This is a genomic window from Bacillus sp. G402 (genome assembly GCF_051172515.1).
Lineage (GTDB): Bacteria > Bacillota > Bacilli > Bacillales > Bacillaceae > Bacillus > Bacillus altitudinis.
Map to the genome: position 1 here is coordinate 160,943 of NZ_JBPIZC010000001.1, position 17,367 is coordinate 178,309.

The following is a 17,367-nucleotide window of genomic DNA, read 5'->3' on the forward strand; positions in this document are numbered from 1 at the left end:
AGGGATTTCTATGTTAACAAGTCAGAAGAAAGAATGTTGGTTTGTCGTCGGTTCACAGCACTTATATGGGGACGAGGCACTGAAGCAAGTGAAGGCAGATGCGCAAAAGATAACAGATGCCTTAAATGAGAGCGGTTTGCTGCCTTATCCAATTATCCTGCAGGAACTGGCGGTTAGTGCGGATCAAATCACACAGCTGATGAAAGAGGTCAACTATCGTGATGAGGTCATCGGTGTGATGACTTGGATGCATACGTTTTCTCCAGCAAAAATGTGGATACGTGGTACGTCTCTTTTGCAAAAGCCTCTTTTGCATCTCGTCACGCAATACTATGAAAACATTCCGTGGGACACGATTGATATGGACTATATGAATCTCCATCAATCGGCACATGGAGACAGAGAGTACGGCTATATCAATGCACGTTTAAATAAGCAAAACCAAATCGTTGCAGGTCATTGGTCGAAGCAGGAGGTGAAGCAGCAAATCGCTGATTGGATGGACGTTGCGGCTGCCTATCATGAGAGCTTCCAGATCAAAGTGGCCCGGTTTGGTGACAATATGCGCCACGTTGCGGTGACAGAAGGAGATAAAATTGAAGCGCAGATCCAGCTGGGCTGGACCGTTGATTACTTTGGAATAGGCGACCTTGTGAACTATGTAAATGCCGTGGAAGAAGCAGAAGTTGATGCTCTGTTTGCTGAGTACTTAACGTTATATGACGTGGATTATGGGAGTTATTCGGCGGAAGAATGGGAACAAAGTGTAAAAGTGCAAGCACGATATGAAATTGCCATCAAACGTTTCTTAGATGAAGGCGGCTACAATGCCTTTACGACAAACTTTGAAGATCTACATGGCATGAAGCAGCTTCCGGGTTTAGCCGTTCAGCGGCTGATGGCAAAGGGGTATGGCTTTGCAGGTGAAGGGGATTGGAAAACCGCCGCACTGGCTCGTTTATTAAAGGTGATGAGCCATCATCAATCCACAGGTTTTATGGAAGATTACACATATGAAATGACCTCTGGTCAGGAAGCAGTGCTGCAATCTCATATGTTAGAAGTAGATCCAGCGCTTGCACATACAAAACCTGTCATTGTCGTGTCTCCGCTAGGCATTGGAAACCGGGAAGACCCAGCACGTCTTGTGTTTGATGGAAAAGCAGGCGAGGGCGTTGTTGTCTCCATTGCTGATTTTGGAACACATTTCAAATGGCTGATTCAAGAAGTGGAAGCCTTTGAGCCGCAGGAAGCAGCACCACATTTACCGGTGGCACGAGTCCTCTGGAAAATCAAACCGAACTTTCAAGATGGCGTGAAAGCATGGATTAAGCACGGCGGAGGTCATCATACAGTCGTATCTCTCAATTTAACGGTTGATCAAATTGTTCATTTTGCAAAGCTTGTGAATGCAGAATATGTGGTTTTATAAAGAAGGGTGAAATGCATTCTACTGTGAACGGTAGAATGGCAGGGAGAAATGAAAGCGGTTTATTAAGTGAGGGGGGTCATCCACTTGGAGAAAAAAGTATCAAGTAAATTTATCTTCTTTTTCGGGTCCTTTGCAGGTATCTTATTTGGATATGATATTGGCATTATCGCAGGGGCGGAAGGGCACATTCAGGAAGAATTTCAGCTCAGCCCGTTATGGCTTGGCATCGTCGTTTCTTCATTAATGGGCGGGGCGATCATTGGTTCCATTTTAAGCGGTCTGATGGGGGATAAGTTTGGCCGCAGAAAGCTCATTTTAGTATCATCGATTATCTTTTTTGTCGGTGCGCTTGGCTCAGCCATTGCACCAGAAGAAATCTCATTAACCATTGCCCGGATTTTCTTAGGAACAGCTGTAGGGACAGCCTCATCGCTCGTGCCTGCTTACATGTCTGAAATCGCGCCAGCTAAAATTCGCGGGAAATTGTCTGGCTTGAATCAGCTGATGATTGTGAGTGGATTATTGCTTAGCTATATCGTCGCATTTGTGTTTGAACCCATTCCAGACAGCTGGCGCTGGATGCTGGGAAGTGCTGCTTTATTTGCGATCGTGCTTTATATTGGCATGCTGAAACTTCCTGAATCTCCAAGATATTTAATTAAACACGGAATGGCTCATAAGGCACGTGAAGTATTAGGATCACTTCGTTCCTCACGTGAAGAGATTGAAGCAGAAATGCAAGAAATTTTAGAAGTGGCAAAAGAAGAACGCTCAGGCATTCGTGAATTATTTCAAAAGAAATTCCGTATGGCTCTCTTTATTGGGGTCGGAATGGCGACACTCCAGCAAATACAGGGAGCGAACTCCATTGTGTATTATGCAACGAGTATCGCAAGAAATGTAGGTCTTGCTCCGCAAGTTGCCGCAGGTTTTACCGTCATTGTTGGAGTCATATTTGTTGTGACGACCGTAATCTTTTTACAATTCGTCGACCGGTTCGACCGCCGAACGATTCTCACAGTTGGGGGAACGGGGATGGCCCTCTCTTTCTTTGCACCAGCGGCATTAGGTGCGCTTGGAGTGAGTGAAGGCATATTAAACTGGGTCACATTGATTTCACTTTGCTGCTTTATTTTGTGCTATGCCTTCTCATGGGCACCAATCACATGGATTATCATTGGTGAAATTTTCCCACTTTCTGTAAGAGGCATTGGAGCGGGCATTTCCTCTGCCTTTAACTGGACGGGATCATTAGCAGTTGGCCTTGTGTTCCCTATCTTGGCTGACCAATTCAGCTTTGGCGTGATTTTCTCCTCATTTGGGGTCATCTGCTTAATTGGCCTGTTGTTCACGCGCTTTGTATTAGTCGAAACAAAAGGAAGAAGCTTAGAACAAATCGAAACCGATATGGCTGCACGTGTCTAAAGGAAACCATCTATCCACACAGGATAGATGGTTTTTTTAATCAAGTATTTGTTTCAGTTCATCTGGCAGTAAATCCATTAATTGATCAGATGAGGATACGTCCAGCACTTCAAGAAGTGCATAATATTTGGCATAAATTTCACTCAGCTGATCAGGATGATTTGCTTCATATCGATTCAAATGCAATTGCGTCAGTTCAAGTGCAATGTCCAGTTTATTTCGTTCGATGGTTTGTGTTGTGTTGATCAAATCGTTCACCTCTTATTTTAAAGTTATTGAAAAATGTTACGGTGCAGTTCCGCAGCTGACCTTATATTCATGGTCTTCTACCTTTTTTGAATAACAGACGGAAGGCGTCATTCCCGTCTCACTTTTCCAAGCCTGCCAATACACATCATAAAGCTGACCATATTGAGGGTCTACATCGTCCTTTTTTTGCAAAATAGCAAAATAGCTTTGGTAAGGGTAGCCTTCTTGATAAATGGCATGCCGTATCGCTCCTCTTTCAGTCGCATTTGTAAAAACCATGGGCGACAGCAAGGGAAGGGTGATGATCACGACGAGCAGGATGAAAAATGAAAAAAGCTTATGTCTTGTTTTCATCAATGAATGTCCTTTCCTTCACAAGAGATCATTTGTATAATATGTTAAAATTGTCCTGTTGTAAAGAAAGAGACTACTAGATCACAAGCGGATTTTATCAAAAATAGACAAGCATCTAATCACTAATCGCGCCTCTTACATACGATAGAGTGTAAGTGAAAGACAACTTGAAGGGGTGTTGAGATGAGCCGGAATCGATTAGACAATTTTTTCTTTGGACCTCGCAGGGGGAATCATGGAGAAGTTGAAACGGTTGTATCCCCTACACGTCAAATTGTCAACACGACAACAAATGTACAAACGATCAGAAAAATTCATCCAACTCATATCACAAACGTCAATAAAAACATCAAAAGAATTGAAAACTACTACCCTGTGACGCAATCTACTCGAAATGAGTATATTGTGGAAGAATATGACTGTGGCAGTGATATCAAGAATCCTTGCTGCCGCCCGGTCAAACGCTGTAAATGGTAAGATAATGGTATATAGAAGTGAGGCATCCTGTGATGGGATGCCTTTTGTATGTTTAACGCTCTATTTCATTTAGTTGTCCGTGATCAAGCTCGAAAAAACGATTTCCTAATTCTGAATAAAGGTAGCGCTGATGGCTTGTAAATAAAACACATTGATCAGAGAATTCTTCTTTTAATAAAGAAATAGACTGCATTTGAGATGCCTCATCAAGAGATGTAAAAGGTTCATCAAGAATGATTAGTTCTGGTGATCTGGCTGCCATACAATTAAAGAAAAGCTTATATCTCATACCTAGTGAATATTGTTTGACAGGCATCTTAAGTGCATGAGTTAAATCAAATGCATCACAAAGCGAGAGAAAGGTCTTTTTGTATACCTCTTTTTCTGACTGATTCATTTTCCATAGTGACTGTATAAGAGTCATATGCTCAATACCAGTCAGCGCATCATAAACCAAAGGCTTATCTGGAATGTACGCGACCAACCCTTTAAAAAGAGCTGACCTAGGATGATGCTGTTCGTTGAGTAAAATCGTTTCGGATACTGAAGGAAGCAGACCTGCGATGATCTTTAAAAGTGTCGATTTACCGCTGCCGTTTTTCCCGATAATACAAGCACGATCACCTTCTTTCAGATGAAAGGATACTTGATCAAGGAGGGGAGAGCTTTCTTCAGTTGTTTCATAACGAAAAGATAGCTGAGACACTTGCAAACTAGCCATTGATAAATCCTCCAATAACAAAAACAGTGGTCACCAGCATATACAAGATGACGGTCGCGAGGGCGGCTTTTTTTGATCCTTCAGCATAATAAATGATCCCATCATATAGGATGCGTAAAAGGTACAAGTTGATCAAAAAAGAAATCGCTTGGATGATGATAAAATAATGATCTAAATCGAGTACCATCACACAATAGATCGCTGCGCTATTCACTAATAGAAGAAACGCATTATAAAGCAAGATGACAAAATACATTTTGCGCAAAATAAACGTTTTATGAAAAAAGTACATATAAATCGAAGTCACGACAGTACCGAGAAAATTCAATATGAAATAAAGCGGGATTGTCAGTAAAAAGATAAACACAATGCTGGCTAATTGTTTTCCAGCAGATAAAGGCTCCTCTACTAACAAATCAATGATAAAAAATGTTAAAAAAACAGTCGAAACAAATAAAGATAGTAAGACAAGACCTACAATGGTTTTGATCGATTGATGTTGATTGAAAAATTGTTTAGGGCGTAGAAGTAGCTCCATAGAACCACATTCTCCTTTCTTCTAAGATAGATGTACATGGCTGACATATTCCTCTAAAAGAGAGGCAATCAACAAGAGCACTACAGCGGAAAAGATTAACTGAACCACAGTCCGAGTCAGCTTTCTTACATCAATGGCCTTACCTTTCATAAACCGGTAAAGATAAATGAATGGAAAAGCACTGACGATTGAAAAGAGGATCAAACCAAGAATTTCAACAAAAGCATGCGGCATGAGGCCAGTGAATAACTGCGGCACTTCATGATGGGCTATCAGAAACTGAATGAGTTTTCCGATGATATAGCCATTATAAAAAAGAATGCCAGCAGACATAATGCCGCCAGTAAAAGCCCCGATACCTAGAATGGCAAGCCCAACCTGTAAATTATTTGAAAAAATAGAGAGAAAAAACATGTCTTCATCCTTTTTTAAATAAGGAATCTGATCATAAGGAAGGAGGCATCCAATGAGCAAAGCTGCAATAAATACACCGGCGTAAAAATAGCCGAGACGTAGAATCAATCTATTCTCCGATAGAAAATATCTTATTTTTTTCAACATACTCAATTCCTTTATAAATGGTCTTGCGGCATAATATCCAGCAAATCACTGAAACGATCACAAAATATATAGCGAACAGCACGTTTACGAGCCCTGAGGATTGCTGCAATATAGGGAGAAAAGAGGTCAAAATTAAATAGTACATAAAAGGCAGCACAAGAAAGTTTCTGGCAAATGCCTGACCTTTATCGATGATCTCTAATTCCTCATTTGTTGTCCCTATTTCATGCTCATGAATAAAATTGAATTTCGTTGTGAATGGAAACAGGTAAAGCTGAATCAAAGGAAAAATGAAAAAGCCAATCCCTAATACCACCAGTTGAATGAGCATCTGAACATGAAACAGTTGATACACAGTCATAATAGATAGATTAATGAATAGTAAACAGAGTGCTGGTATGGAAAATAAACAATAAAATAACTGGATTTTTGATAAGAAAAATTGCAAAAGAGATATTTGAGAAAGCTCGTAAAGCCAAATGTTCTTTTTTTCAGCACTTAAAGCAAAAATAGAAGGTGTCAGCATTCTCATCTCATAAGATTGATTTGCTAGTATCATAATATTGAGTGTGAATAGCAGCTGAATTTGCAAGGCTTGATGATCGATGATCGAGATCAATCCGGTAAAAACACCAATATAAAAGAAGGCTTCATATGACATGAACATATAATTAAAAAATTCTTTAGATAAGAGCCACCTTTTTTCTTTCAGCAGCTTGATGTCTTTTTGAATCAACACATTTTGTCTAAACAACAAACCCTGAATTTTATGCAGTACTTGAAAGTACCAATAAAATAAATCCCGAAAATGCTTTGAGCTTTGGTCTTGATCTTTTTCCGTTGGAATCCATCGAACAGGACTTCTCATGACAAGCGCACTATTTAGTATCACAACAATCAATGTAATAGGTGAATTAAAAAGGGCTTGAAATTGTAGAAAAACAGAGCCATCTGAAAATAAAGCATGATGCATTTGCTGAAGATCATGTTGATATAAAGAGATCAGCTTGTTTGAAAGAGTGATCCAAAACGAATCCTCTGCAAGCGATGAGATCGATTGAAATAGTTTTTGGAAGGTGTGATAAAAAGGGAAAATGATGTTTAATATGAGAACCCTTCCGAAAAAGAAAAAAAGCAAAGCGATGCTTGCAAAAAAGAGGACACGAATGGCCCCGATTTTTTTTACGACGATGTTATAAATATAAGCACCGAATATCTTATTGCTGATGATAAATAGGAAGATACTTGTCAGCATCACATTGACATGTTTTAACCAGAATGCCAGATCGTGTGTTTGAACAATATCATATTGAAACAAAAAATAGATCAAATAAGTGCTCAAACTCGTAAACACAAGCCAAATCAATTCTGAAAACAGAAGTGTTTGAAAAAGTTGTCTAGAGGAAACAGGTGCTAGCTGTATCAATTCTTTAAAAGGAAGAAGATGAGTTCTTCTATAAGATTCAATTCCTTTGACGATAGAAAATAGAAATAAAAACATCACAAAAGCACTTTCCCATTCTATTTGATAGACGGGGGAGTAAAGAAATGAAGATATCACGAATACAATCATGCATCCGAATATGATATCAAGAATACAAGAAAAAAATATGTACTGTTTTGAAGAAAACGACTTGAGAAATGGAATTTTTCGTATAACGTACTGAGCGATATTAGAATACTGCTGCTCCAGTCTAATGGATAGAAGTAGTGATAATAAAGGATATAACATCTTCTCACCTGCACAAAAATTTAAATAGAAGGAGAACAGAGTCTCCTTCTATTGAGTCGTTAAATAAATTACCAAGCGATAACGGCTTTACGGCCTTTTTTCTTAATTTCGTTTTTAAGGTATTGACGAATTGTCTCTTTACCAGCCGCAGCAATAAGAGAAAGACCGCCTGAACCTACAGCAGTTAAAATGGAGACAATTGTAGTGACAGCTCCACCCGCTTCAACCACATTAAGAACCACAGCGGCAACACTGCCTGGAATACCAAATTCTTTTGCTAGATCAGCAACTGGCAGTACTTGTAGCGAGAAGGAAAAAAGAGCTAGCATAAGGAATCCTACTGCTAAAGCACCAAAAAGAACATGTAGTTTGATTTCATTTCTTGTTTCTGTCATATCAAATTCCTCCCTTTTTTGTCTTTTTATTACTATTCTATCTTATGATATGTTTTTGTTCATATCAATCCTTTTTTTTCTTTTTTTTCATGAATTAGTTATAGGTTAATATAAAATAAGTGAAAAGATAAGTGAGAAAAGAATCGTTTTGGATAGGAAATATCGAGTGAACATGATCAAAATGACCTTGTTTTCACAAAAACGAAAGAGAGCCTAAAAGTCTATAAGAAATGTGCTATATGTAAATGAACCAATATTCTTTGATCAAAAGCGCCTTTCAAGATAAAATTGGAAGTATCAATTCATTCTGATGGAGGCGATTTTCTGAATATTCGATTGTTAACACCAGAAGATGCTCAAGAATATGCGAACTTGAGATTAGAAGCACTCCGATTAAATCCAGAGAGTTTTGCTATGAGTTACGAGGAAGAGAAGCTAGATACAAAGAATAAATATAAGGCTCGTTTTGCCTCTACACAATCTATGTGGACATTCGGTGCCTTTCATCAAGGTCAGCTGGTCGGCTCGGTTACACTCATACAAGAAACCTTGCAGAAATTAAAGCACCGTGCCAATGTGGTAGCGATGTATGTAACGGCTAATGGACGCGGAAAAGGAATGGGGAAGGCACTTCTGACAAAAGTACTTTCTTTTTCACGCGAAAAAAAAGACATCGAACAACTATATTTAACAGTGGTCACAACAAACGACCCAGCCAAACATCTTTATAAGTCTGTTGGATTTAAGTCGTATGCGGTAGAAGAAAAAGCACTAAAAATAAATGGTGCATATGTAGATGAGGAAAAAATGGTGCTATTTTTATCATCGTTTGGAGGGGATATAAATGAGCCAGCCAGTCATGCGCATCACATTGGCAGCCGGACCAAATAGTGAGCTGGAATCCTTTGCGCTTCGTGCAGCACTTGAAAACTTTGGCGCAAAAGTCGATATGCATTGGATAGGCAGACCGAATGACCTGATTAATGTTTTATCCGGGAGGAATAGAGGCGAGACGGATTTCATTCTTTTATCCTTTCACGGAGAAGAAGGAGCGTTTCTCATGCCGGAGTTAGGAGAAGATGTATACGAAGAGGGTGAGCCGAGAGGTGCTGCTTTTGGTGCGGATGACATAAAGCGCTATGCTTCGTTAAATGGAGTCCACATTATATGTACAGGCTGTACACTAGGCGAAAAAAAGTTGGCAGAAGCTTTTTTAGAAACAGGGGCGATATCCTATACAGCGCCCGATGACTACATTGATGGAAATGCGTCATTTATTTTTGTTCTCACCATGCTGTATGAGCTGGTGAACAACTCAAAGACAGTCAGAGCAGCTTTTGACCAGGCACGCTCTATTGATGAAGAAACAAAGTTATTCCAACTGTATATGCAAAAATAAGGGCTGAGCGATCAAGCCCTTTTTATATGTCTCTCGTAAAATATGTCGAAAATGTGACAAATGTGTTTTTTGCAAACTAAAAAGGGGCTGCGAAAAGTCTATCCTACAAACACACGCCATTTAGACATGACGGCATCACGAGAGGAGAATCATTGTGTCAATGAAAGGGAAGATCAGTCTCGTCCTGTGTGTACTTGCGATCGTCATCGGTATCGCTGCGTTTTATCATAACCAGCAGGCAAGCGGGACAGAGAGAAAAAAAGTAGAACAAGATGTGAGCTACAAACAAGTTGAAATTGTCACACTTGTGAATGACGGGAAATTCATGAGATATGATGTCAACTATCCGCTGTTTCATCAAGAAAAACTAGATCAGGAGATCAAAAGATTTGCAGAGACAGCGTTAGAAAGGTTTAAAACATCGTTTAGTCAAGCGAGTGATGCCAATGAAGAAAAACGATACGAGTTAAACATCGATTATGAGATCATTCATTATGCCAAGCAAACCGTCGCAATCAAATTCAATACATATGAAGTGAAGGGCGGAAAGCAAGGCGACAATCAAACGAAGGTGATGAACTTTGATTTCAAGAAACAGACATTTTTATCAATCAACGATATCTTTCTATCAAAGAAGGACAATCTTCAAAAATTATCTCATATGACTTTTGAGGAATTAAAAAAAGATCGAACGCTAGCTGAAAATCAGCCGCTGCTCAAACAGGGAACGTCTCCTGTGGCGAAGAATTATCAGTATTTTGCCATCAAGGATCGCTATATCGAATTCTACTTTCCAAGAGGACAAATCGCTCCAAATCATCAAGGCCCTCAAGTGTTAGCGATTAAGAAAACACTGCTGAAAGGAATATTAAAACCTGAATATATTAAGAAAGAATTGAACAAAAACGAGAAAAAAGAACCGATTCCAACAAGAAAGATTGTGAAATTGCCAAAACCATCCACATTTCATCCGAATCAAAAAGCCATTGCACTCACATTTGATGATGGGCCCAATCCATCAACGACCTCAAAAATTTTAACAGCATTAAAAGAGAACAAAGGACATGCTACATTTTTTGTATTAGGCAGCAGGGTTCAGTATTATCCCGATATGTTAAGTGAAATCAGAAAGGGTGGAAATGAAATTGGAAACCACTCCTATAACCACCCTTTGCTCACAAGACTTCCCTTAAAACAAGCGGTCAAACAAGTAGAAGACACGCAGCAAATCATTGAAAAAGCGAGCGGGTTCACACCGACTCATTTTAGACCGCCATATGGCGGGACAAACGGGCAAATCAACGAAGCTCTTCACATGAAAGTGACCCTTTGGGATGTGGATCCTGAAGACTGGAAATATCGAAACAGCCAATACGTCGCAGACTACATTCTAGCCCATGCATCTAGCGGTGAAACGGTCTTAATGCACGACATCTATGACACCTCAGCAAACGCAGCCGTCACGATTATCAAGGAACTCACAAAACAGGGATATCAATTATTGACGGTATCTGAGCTTGAGCAGTGGAAGGAAGCACAAACTGATTAATCTGGAATAAAAATTATCATTTTGATGTATATTAGCTATATATGATTTTGTGCTTAATTATATTTAGTTCAAAAGTTTCTATCAATTAGAACTCCTTTTGAAATAAGATATACTTGTAGAAGTAAATTTTAAAGATTTATTTTATTCTTACTTTTTTACTTAGAAAACACTTCTAAATTTTGTGTTGTAATTTCATTATAAGATATGTTAAATTGTAATTATATTGAAAAAAATATAAAATATGGGAGTGTTTTCAGTGGTTAAAAAGTTTTTACTTATTTCTTTGAGTTTGTTTATTATGTTTAGTGTTTTTTCTAGTTCACTAGAAGCGAAAAATACTTCAACAAAGACAGTAAATGAACTTTGGGAAGAAAAAGATTTCAAAGCGGCAGAAGTAATTATGAAACACCTAGATACTTATACTGATAAGAATGGATATAAGATTATAAGAGTTTTAAAGAAGAAGACTTTAGACAAAGAACTTGCTAATTTAGATTATCCGATGACTTCTTCTCAATTAGTGTCTTATGTTGAAAATTTCAATGAATTAATTAATGATGATAAAAAATTATCAGAGTTCACTAAGAATGTATCTAATGAACTTTCTAGTTTAATAAATAAAGATACAAATAGCGAAATTAGTGTTAAAGGTGCTATTTCATGCAGTAATGTATTAGGGGCTATTGGATTGATTCATGCAGGCTCATATACTGCTGCTGCTCTTGCTCTAGGAATTACAGGTGGACTTTCTGCTTCTATTCCGTTTATCATATCTACTGCATATTATTTAGGAAGCACGCTTTGTAAATAATATTAAAATTTAATTAAAATTTAAAAAGGGATTGGATATAATGAATTATCTTAAGAAGTTTTATTTTTCTTATATTTTTTTAGGTATAACTATTATATTATTTTCCCGTGCATTCAGTGGTGAAGATAATGGAGTGTATTTAACTATTATTTTTCTGTTTCTTGCAAATTTCACATGTTTCGCGTCAGAATATCTTTTAATTAAATATTTTGAAGAAAAAAAACAATTTAAATTTCAAAAGCGAAATGAATTTCTGCAACATAAACAAGTGCGGAAAGGGTATGTAATATTTATTGGAAGTCAAATATTCGCTACATTAGTTATATTCTTTGCTTTTAAAATGGTATTCTAAATATGGGTAATAGAGGGGGCTTTTGCCCCTTTTTATTATCTAAATTTTCGATTTAATTTTACTGTAAACTTATTAATAGATTAAAACTTTTTTGTTTTTTCAATGCTTTCCTTCAAACTTTTCCTCATTTTTTCTCCCTGTATAATTGACATGAAATATTTCTATAAGCTTAGTTACACAATCGGGTACACATCTTTAAGTTATCCCAATCTCTTTTCTTTAATTCAAGTGCATATAGGATGTAGATTTATAGCTCAATATTGATTTTGTTTTTCTCAAATTTTCATTTTACTTATTAAAAAATTTAATTAATTGAAATTAAGTTGCCTCTAAATTATGACTGAAAGGGTAGAGTATTTGAGGCAGAGGGGCATCCATTTTTTGAGTATTTAAATGTATCAGGTTTGGTTTTCATTATTGTTGTTGGGATCCATGAGGTGAGAGAGAAGCATTAAAGTATCATGGGCTTATGATGACCTTCTTTGCCGAAATCATTGGCGGCCAGATGAACATTTTAGATCCGGATCAAGATATTGAAGAAGTAAAATGGGTCAGCACTCAAACCTTTTAAAAGCATAGCGTGGCAGCAGAGTCTATAACAGATGGTCCTAATGACAAAAAATGTGATGTAATATATTTAGATAGAGAATTAGGAGTTGTTGTATTAGCACAAAGTTTTTATACAGGAAAAGAAGGGGTCAAAACTGCTAAAGGAAATAAAGCTGCAGACTTAAATACTGCATTTAATTGGTTACTGTTGGCTTCAGATGAAAACTTACCTGACATTATTAAACCCAGAGCACTTGAAGTTAGGGATGCAATTAAAGAAGGGATTATTAATAAATTTGAGATTTGGTATATTCATAACTGTCCAGAGTCAGAGAATATTTCTGAAGAACTTAAAACCGTCGAATTAAGTGCAAAAAGACATATGAACACGTTTATGATAGAAAATGAACTAATACAAGAAATTAAAGTTGAAGCAAGTGAAATTGGTTTGAACAAATTAGAAAGATTGTATAGATCTTCAGAAAACAATATTCTTGTTACAGATAAATTTAAAATAAGAACCACAGGAGGATATCACGAGAAATCTTCTGAGTGGGAAGTTTATAGTTGCAATGTTCCTGCAAGTTGGATTTATAAGATATATGGTGAATACAGTGATGACTTTTACTCTGCAAATGTAAGAGGATATCTAGGAAGTAGAAAGTCTTCTGCGAATATTAACCATAATATTAAAAAATCCGTAAAAGAAACACCAGGTAATTTCTTAGTTTATAATAATGGAATTACAGCATTGGTAAATAATATGAAAATAGGCAGACGCCAGTCAAGAAAAGGCGAAGTTATACAAACAATACATATTAACGGATTGTCTATTGTTAATGGTGCTCAAACTACAGGTGCTATTGGAAATAGTGGTGAGGTTCCTAGCAAGGAAGCTAAAGTCCCTGTTAGGTTTATTGCTTGTGAAAATAAAAATGTTGTAGAGAATATAATAAAATTTAATAATAGTCAAAACGATGTAATCCCTTCTGACTTCCGAAGTAACGATGAAATTCAAAAGAAATTAAGATCTGAGTTTGAAGTATACGATGTTACCTATTTAGGAGGACGAAGGGGTGGAGATAGTGATGTTATACCTAGACATAGAAATTTACTAGCATTTGATCGCGTTGCACAAGCTTTAATGGCTTTTCATGGTGATCCTGTTAGTGCTACACACAAAAAATCAGAAATATGGGAGCGGAATGAACTATATTCTAAAATATTTAATGACGATACGTCTGCAAGCCATATAATGTTTGTTTTTTCACTTTATCAGGCATTGTTGTCTTATAAGAAAAAATTAAGAATGAAAAAGAGTTCAAACCAGCTACTTGAGAATGAGATAACCTTATTAAACAATTTATCGCATAGTGGTTCAATATATATCATAATGTCAATAATATCTGCCAGTATGGATCTCATGTTAGATCAAAAAATAGTTAATCTCTTTGATTTGAGCTTCAAAAATGAAACAAGAAAGTCTTTGTCGCATTATGAAAGCATATGGTCAAATATATTAGAAGCTTGTATTTCTTTTACAGATGAAGGAACATCACAAGTAGTAAATGGAAACCTTAAAAAAGCCGATGTGTTAAAAGATGCAACCCAAGAATTTATACGCTTAGTTTCAGCTACAAAAGCTGTCAATAAACCAATATACGAAGAATTCAAAAAGAATGTGAACACACTAAAAAGAGTTACTTCACCAGTTTAATTCTATATTTGAAAGGCCAGAATAATCTAAAATTCTGGCCTTTCCCTATCTTACTTCCCCTTCTCCCGCTTCCGTTTCTCCTTCTCAGCCCGGTAAAACTCATGAAACATCTTCATCAGCGCGCGTTTCTCTATCCGAGACACATAACTCCGTGATATGCCAAGCTCTTTGGCTATTTCCCGCTGCGTTTTCTCTTTCTTTAAGTCCAAACCGAACCGGCCAACGATCACTTCTTTTTCCCGGCCGTCGAGAATGTCAATATATTCCTTTACTTTTTCAAGCTCCATGTTGAGCTGAATGGTATCAATCACGTCTTCATTTTCTGATTTTAAGACGTCAATTAATGAAATTTCGTTGCCTTCTTTATCCTGACCGATGGGGTCATGCAGAGAGACGTCTTTTTTTGTTTTTTTGAGTGCGCGTAAATGCATGAGGATTTCGTTCTCGATACACCGCGCTGCATACGTTGCCAGCTTTGTTCCTTTTCCAGAGGAATAGCTTTCGATGGCTTTAATGAGTCCGATCGTCCCGATGGAGATGAGGTCTTCAGCGTCTTCCCCGGTATTTTCAAATTTCTTGACAATATGGGCGACGAGCCGAAGGTTATGTTCAATCAGCATGTTTCTTGCGTGTTCATCGCCCTGAGCCATGAGGGCTAAGTATTTTTTCTCATCATCTCCCGAAAGGGGTTGTGGAAAGGCATTGTTTTTGACATAGGACACTAAAAACACCAATTCTTTGACCATCAATCCCATCGCTGTAAATACTCCTGCCACGATTTTCACCTCCACCATGTTTAGGCCGTTGCCTATATCCTCAAATGTATGTGAAGGAAGGATTGTCTGTGTCTGTACGATGAAAAAATCATCTTATTTGAAAGAAGCGTGCTTGTGTGCGTATGTTTTTGCTGCACCTCTCATATGTTTGCGGTTTCTTTGCGGTGCTTGGCGGTCTAGAAGCGTGCTAAAATATGTAATATTAGACCGAAAAGGAAGGGGTTTTTTCGGAACATGGGGAAGGTTCTTTCTTCACATGTCGGTATGAAAATTAATGAATGGTATCGAATGATACGGCAGTTCAGTGTTCCAGATGCGGAAATCTTGAAAGCGGAAGTAGAAGCGGAAATTGAACGTATGGAAGAGGACCAGCATTTACTGATTTATTATCAGCTCATGTGTTTTCGGCACCAAATTATGCTCGACTATATACACCCTTCAAAATATCAACCTTTCTCAGTATCTAACCTTGTCGATAAAATCGAAAATTCCAATCATGAGTTATCTGATATGCTGCATTATTACCATGCATTTTTTCGTGGCATGCATGAGTTTAGTCAAAAAGAATATTTGGAGGCCGTCAAATATTATCGCATGGCAGAAAAACAGCTGTCTATGGTATTTGATGATATTGAGCAGGCTGAGTTTCATTTTAAAGTAGCAGAAGCCTACTATATAATGAAACAAACGCATGTCTCCATGCACCATATTTTAAAAGCGCTTGAAATATACGATCAGCATGATGCATATTCCATTCGCATTATTCAGTGCCTCTTTGTCATCTCGGGAAATTATCAAGATTTAAAACGTAAAGATCGAGCACTGCCTCACTTGAAAAAGGCGAAACAACTCGCATCTGAAATTGACCACCCGCGCATTTATAGCTCAGCACTCTATAATTTAGGGAAATGTTACGGGGAGTTAGGTTATCGAGAAGAAGCAGAACGATATTTAACCGAATCGGCTGACCTCGCCAAAAAAGAGCTGCTTCCCACGCTGCCTCATACACTTTATACACTGGCCAAGCTGCTTTTTAGACAAAATGAGCAGACTGAAGCAAGGCGCATATTAGAGGATGGGAAATTGGCCGCAAAGAAGCATGAAGACCAGCTGTTCTGTCATATGTTTGAGTATCTGGATGCTTTATATGTTCAGGAAATCAATGAAGAACAACTGCAAAAAACCATTGATTATTTGGAAAAACTTAGCCTATACTCTTATATAGAGGATATCTCACTAGAAATTGCGACAGCCTTAGAAACCTCTCAACAATACCAGAAGTCCAACCAGTATTATCAAAAATTGCTATGGGCTCAAAATCAAATCCAAGAAGGAGAGTGTCTGTATGAATTCTAAGCAACGTTCGACAGTTGAAGAGAGAAACCAAACGTGAGACAAAAAGCGGGCCTGATGGGCCGGCTTTTTTTATGTGAAAAAGAAGCGTAGACGATCACGAAACTTGAATGAATTCATCAGAAAGCGGGCAATTTAATGTGTAATGATGTTCTGTGGAGGCGGTCTGATGAAAGGGTTGCATATCTTGTTATGTATATTGGTAATATGCGCTTTTGTTCCTGGTAACATAGAGGCGCGTACATTAAAAAGAATCGACCTAGAAAAAACGGGACGAGCCTTTTGGGACATGAGAGAGGAACGGAAAAAGATTGCGTTAACCTTTGATGATGGACCTCATCCGGTATACACAAATCAAATACTAGATGTACTGAGAGAGCATGAAGTGAATGCCAGCTTTTTTGTCATCGGAAGCCGTATTCATGCATATCCCCTGCTCGCAGAGCGGATTGTGAGCGAAGGAAATGAGCTTGGCAATCACACGATGAACCATACGTATTTTGACCTTTTGTCATCGAAAGAAATCAAGCAAGAATTAAAAGAATCAGCGGCTCATATCGCTTCTCTCCAGCCTGGCGGACCCTTATTATTTCGTCCCCCGGGCGGGCGCTTGACGATGAAGTCATTCCGCATTCTTTCAAAGCAAGGATACGATGTCGTGATGTGGTCCTTTACGCAAGATCCGAAGGACTGGTCTAGGCCAGGTGCACACAAAATTGCCAGCCGTATTATTGAGAATATTCAGGGCGGTGATATCATCCTTTTACATGATGGCGGAGGAAATCGTAAGCAGACAGTAGAAGCGCTGAAACAAGTCGTACCTGAACTAAAGAAAAGAGGCTATGAGTTTGTGAAAGTGAGCGAACTGGTGCACCATAACAGAGATTATCTACCGGTTCAATTACAATAAGAAACAGTCATTCATTGAAACCAAAAGTCTTGTCGTTTACTATATGAAGAGGGCTTTTGGAGGTGAA

General features: G+C 38.0%; 18 protein-coding genes. 10 read left to right on the plus strand and 8 right to left on the minus strand.

Annotated elements, in window-relative coordinates; genetic code table 11:
• Positions 1–10: 10 nt before the first annotated feature.
• Positions 11–1,432, plus strand: coding sequence for an L-arabinose isomerase (gene araA / locus ACSBQP_RS00840; protein WP_435028104.1), 1,422 nt, complete (start codon positions 11–13; stop codon positions 1,430–1,432).
• Between the two features lie 84 nt (positions 1,433–1,516).
• Positions 1,517–2,857 carry a sugar porter family MFS transporter gene (locus tag ACSBQP_RS00845; protein WP_007501378.1) on the plus strand — a complete coding sequence of 447 codons (1,341 nt, stop codon included), beginning with the start codon at positions 1,517–1,519 and terminating at the stop codon, positions 2,855–2,857.
• A gap of 36 nt (positions 2,858–2,893) precedes the next feature.
• Here ACSBQP_RS00845 and ACSBQP_RS00850 read toward each other — a convergent pair whose 3' ends face one another.
• Positions 2,894–3,106, minus strand: coding sequence for a hypothetical protein (locus ACSBQP_RS00850; RefSeq protein ID WP_008342562.1), 213 nt, complete (start codon positions 3,104–3,106; stop codon positions 2,894–2,896).
• A 36-nt stretch (positions 3,107–3,142) separates the two neighbouring features.
• Positions 3,143–3,460 (minus strand): hypothetical protein, encoded by a 318-nt coding sequence (locus tag ACSBQP_RS00855; RefSeq protein ID WP_008342561.1) that lies wholly within the window; start codon positions 3,458–3,460, stop codon positions 3,143–3,145.
• 183 nt (positions 3,461–3,643) lie between these two features.
• Between ACSBQP_RS00855 and ACSBQP_RS00860 the strand changes: the two genes are divergently transcribed.
• A complete protein-coding gene (locus tag ACSBQP_RS00860; protein WP_017358055.1) occupies positions 3,644–3,937 on the plus strand; it encodes a CotD family spore coat protein in 294 nt (97 codons plus the stop codon).
• 52 nt (positions 3,938–3,989) lie between these two features.
• Here ACSBQP_RS00860 and ACSBQP_RS00865 read toward each other — a convergent pair whose 3' ends face one another.
• The 5 genes from ACSBQP_RS00865 to ACSBQP_RS00885 all read right to left on the minus strand — a co-directional run bounded on the left by ACSBQP_RS00865 (position 3,990) and on the right by ACSBQP_RS00885 (position 7,884).
• Complete coding sequence (locus tag ACSBQP_RS00865; RefSeq protein ID WP_017358054.1) at positions 3,990–4,658, minus strand: ABC transporter ATP-binding protein; 669 nt, start codon at positions 4,656–4,658, stop codon at positions 3,990–3,992.
• Complete coding sequence (locus ACSBQP_RS00870) at positions 4,651–5,196, minus strand: hypothetical protein (RefSeq protein WP_050827462.1); 546 nt, start codon at positions 5,194–5,196, stop codon at positions 4,651–4,653. The genes ACSBQP_RS00865 and ACSBQP_RS00870 overlap by 8 nt, the downstream gene beginning before the upstream one ends.
• Positions 5,197–5,217: 21 nt before the next feature.
• Positions 5,218–5,718: a stage II sporulation protein M gene (locus tag ACSBQP_RS00875; RefSeq protein WP_019743196.1), complete on the minus strand. Its 501-nt coding sequence runs from the start codon at positions 5,716–5,718 to the stop codon at positions 5,218–5,220.
• Position 5,719: 1 nt separating this feature from the next.
• The gene (locus ACSBQP_RS00880) at positions 5,720–7,258 is read right to left on the minus strand and encodes a hypothetical protein (protein WP_255234200.1); all 1,539 of its coding nucleotides are present in this window, start codon (positions 7,256–7,258) and stop codon (positions 5,720–5,722) included.
• Positions 7,259–7,557: 299 nt separating this feature from the next.
• Positions 7,558–7,884, minus strand: a complete 327-nt coding sequence (locus ACSBQP_RS00885; protein ID WP_017358050.1) for an uberolysin/carnocyclin family circular bacteriocin — start codon at positions 7,882–7,884, stop codon at positions 7,558–7,560.
• A 288-nt stretch (positions 7,885–8,172) separates the two neighbouring features.
• On the opposite strand from ACSBQP_RS00885, the gene ACSBQP_RS00890 reads away from it, so the two are divergent.
• The 5 genes from ACSBQP_RS00890 to ACSBQP_RS00910 all read left to right on the plus strand — a co-directional run bounded on the left by ACSBQP_RS00890 (position 8,173) and on the right by ACSBQP_RS00910 (position 14,261).
• The gene (locus ACSBQP_RS00890; protein WP_435028106.1) at positions 8,173–8,775 is read left to right on the plus strand and encodes a GNAT family N-acetyltransferase; all 603 of its coding nucleotides are present in this window, start codon (positions 8,173–8,175) and stop codon (positions 8,773–8,775) included.
• On the plus strand, positions 8,729–9,283 hold the full coding sequence (locus ACSBQP_RS00895) for a hypothetical protein (protein WP_039956011.1): 555 nt from the start codon (positions 8,729–8,731) through the stop codon (positions 9,281–9,283). The genes ACSBQP_RS00890 and ACSBQP_RS00895 overlap by 47 nt, the downstream gene beginning before the upstream one ends.
• Positions 9,284–9,437: 154 nt before the next feature.
• The gene (locus ACSBQP_RS00900) at positions 9,438–10,832 is read left to right on the plus strand and encodes a polysaccharide deacetylase family protein (protein WP_435028107.1); all 1,395 of its coding nucleotides are present in this window, start codon (positions 9,438–9,440) and stop codon (positions 10,830–10,832) included.
• A gap of 256 nt (positions 10,833–11,088) precedes the next feature.
• A complete protein-coding gene (locus ACSBQP_RS00905) occupies positions 11,089–11,643 on the plus strand; it encodes a hypothetical protein (RefSeq protein WP_217815949.1) in 555 nt (184 codons plus the stop codon).
• Positions 11,644–12,575: 932 nt separating this feature from the next.
• A complete protein-coding gene (locus tag ACSBQP_RS00910; protein WP_435028108.1) occupies positions 12,576–14,261 on the plus strand; it encodes an AIPR family protein in 1,686 nt (561 codons plus the stop codon).
• 50 nt (positions 14,262–14,311) lie between these two features.
• Here the strand turns inward: ACSBQP_RS00910 and sigK are convergent, their stop codons facing one another.
• Positions 14,312–15,040 carry an RNA polymerase sporulation sigma factor SigK gene (gene sigK, locus ACSBQP_RS00915; RefSeq protein ID WP_034738387.1) on the minus strand — a complete coding sequence of 243 codons (729 nt, stop codon included), beginning with the start codon at positions 15,038–15,040 and terminating at the stop codon, positions 14,312–14,314.
• Positions 15,041–15,271: 231 nt separating this feature from the next.
• On the opposite strand from sigK, the gene ACSBQP_RS00920 reads away from it, so the two are divergent.
• Positions 15,272–16,393, plus strand: coding sequence for a tetratricopeptide repeat protein (locus ACSBQP_RS00920; protein ID WP_007501361.1), 1,122 nt, complete (start codon positions 15,272–15,274; stop codon positions 16,391–16,393).
• Between the two features lie 166 nt (positions 16,394–16,559).
• The gene (locus tag ACSBQP_RS00925; protein ID WP_024718802.1) at positions 16,560–17,300 is read left to right on the plus strand and encodes a polysaccharide deacetylase family protein; all 741 of its coding nucleotides are present in this window, start codon (positions 16,560–16,562) and stop codon (positions 17,298–17,300) included.
• The last annotated feature ends 67 nt before the right edge of the window (positions 17,301–17,367 follow it).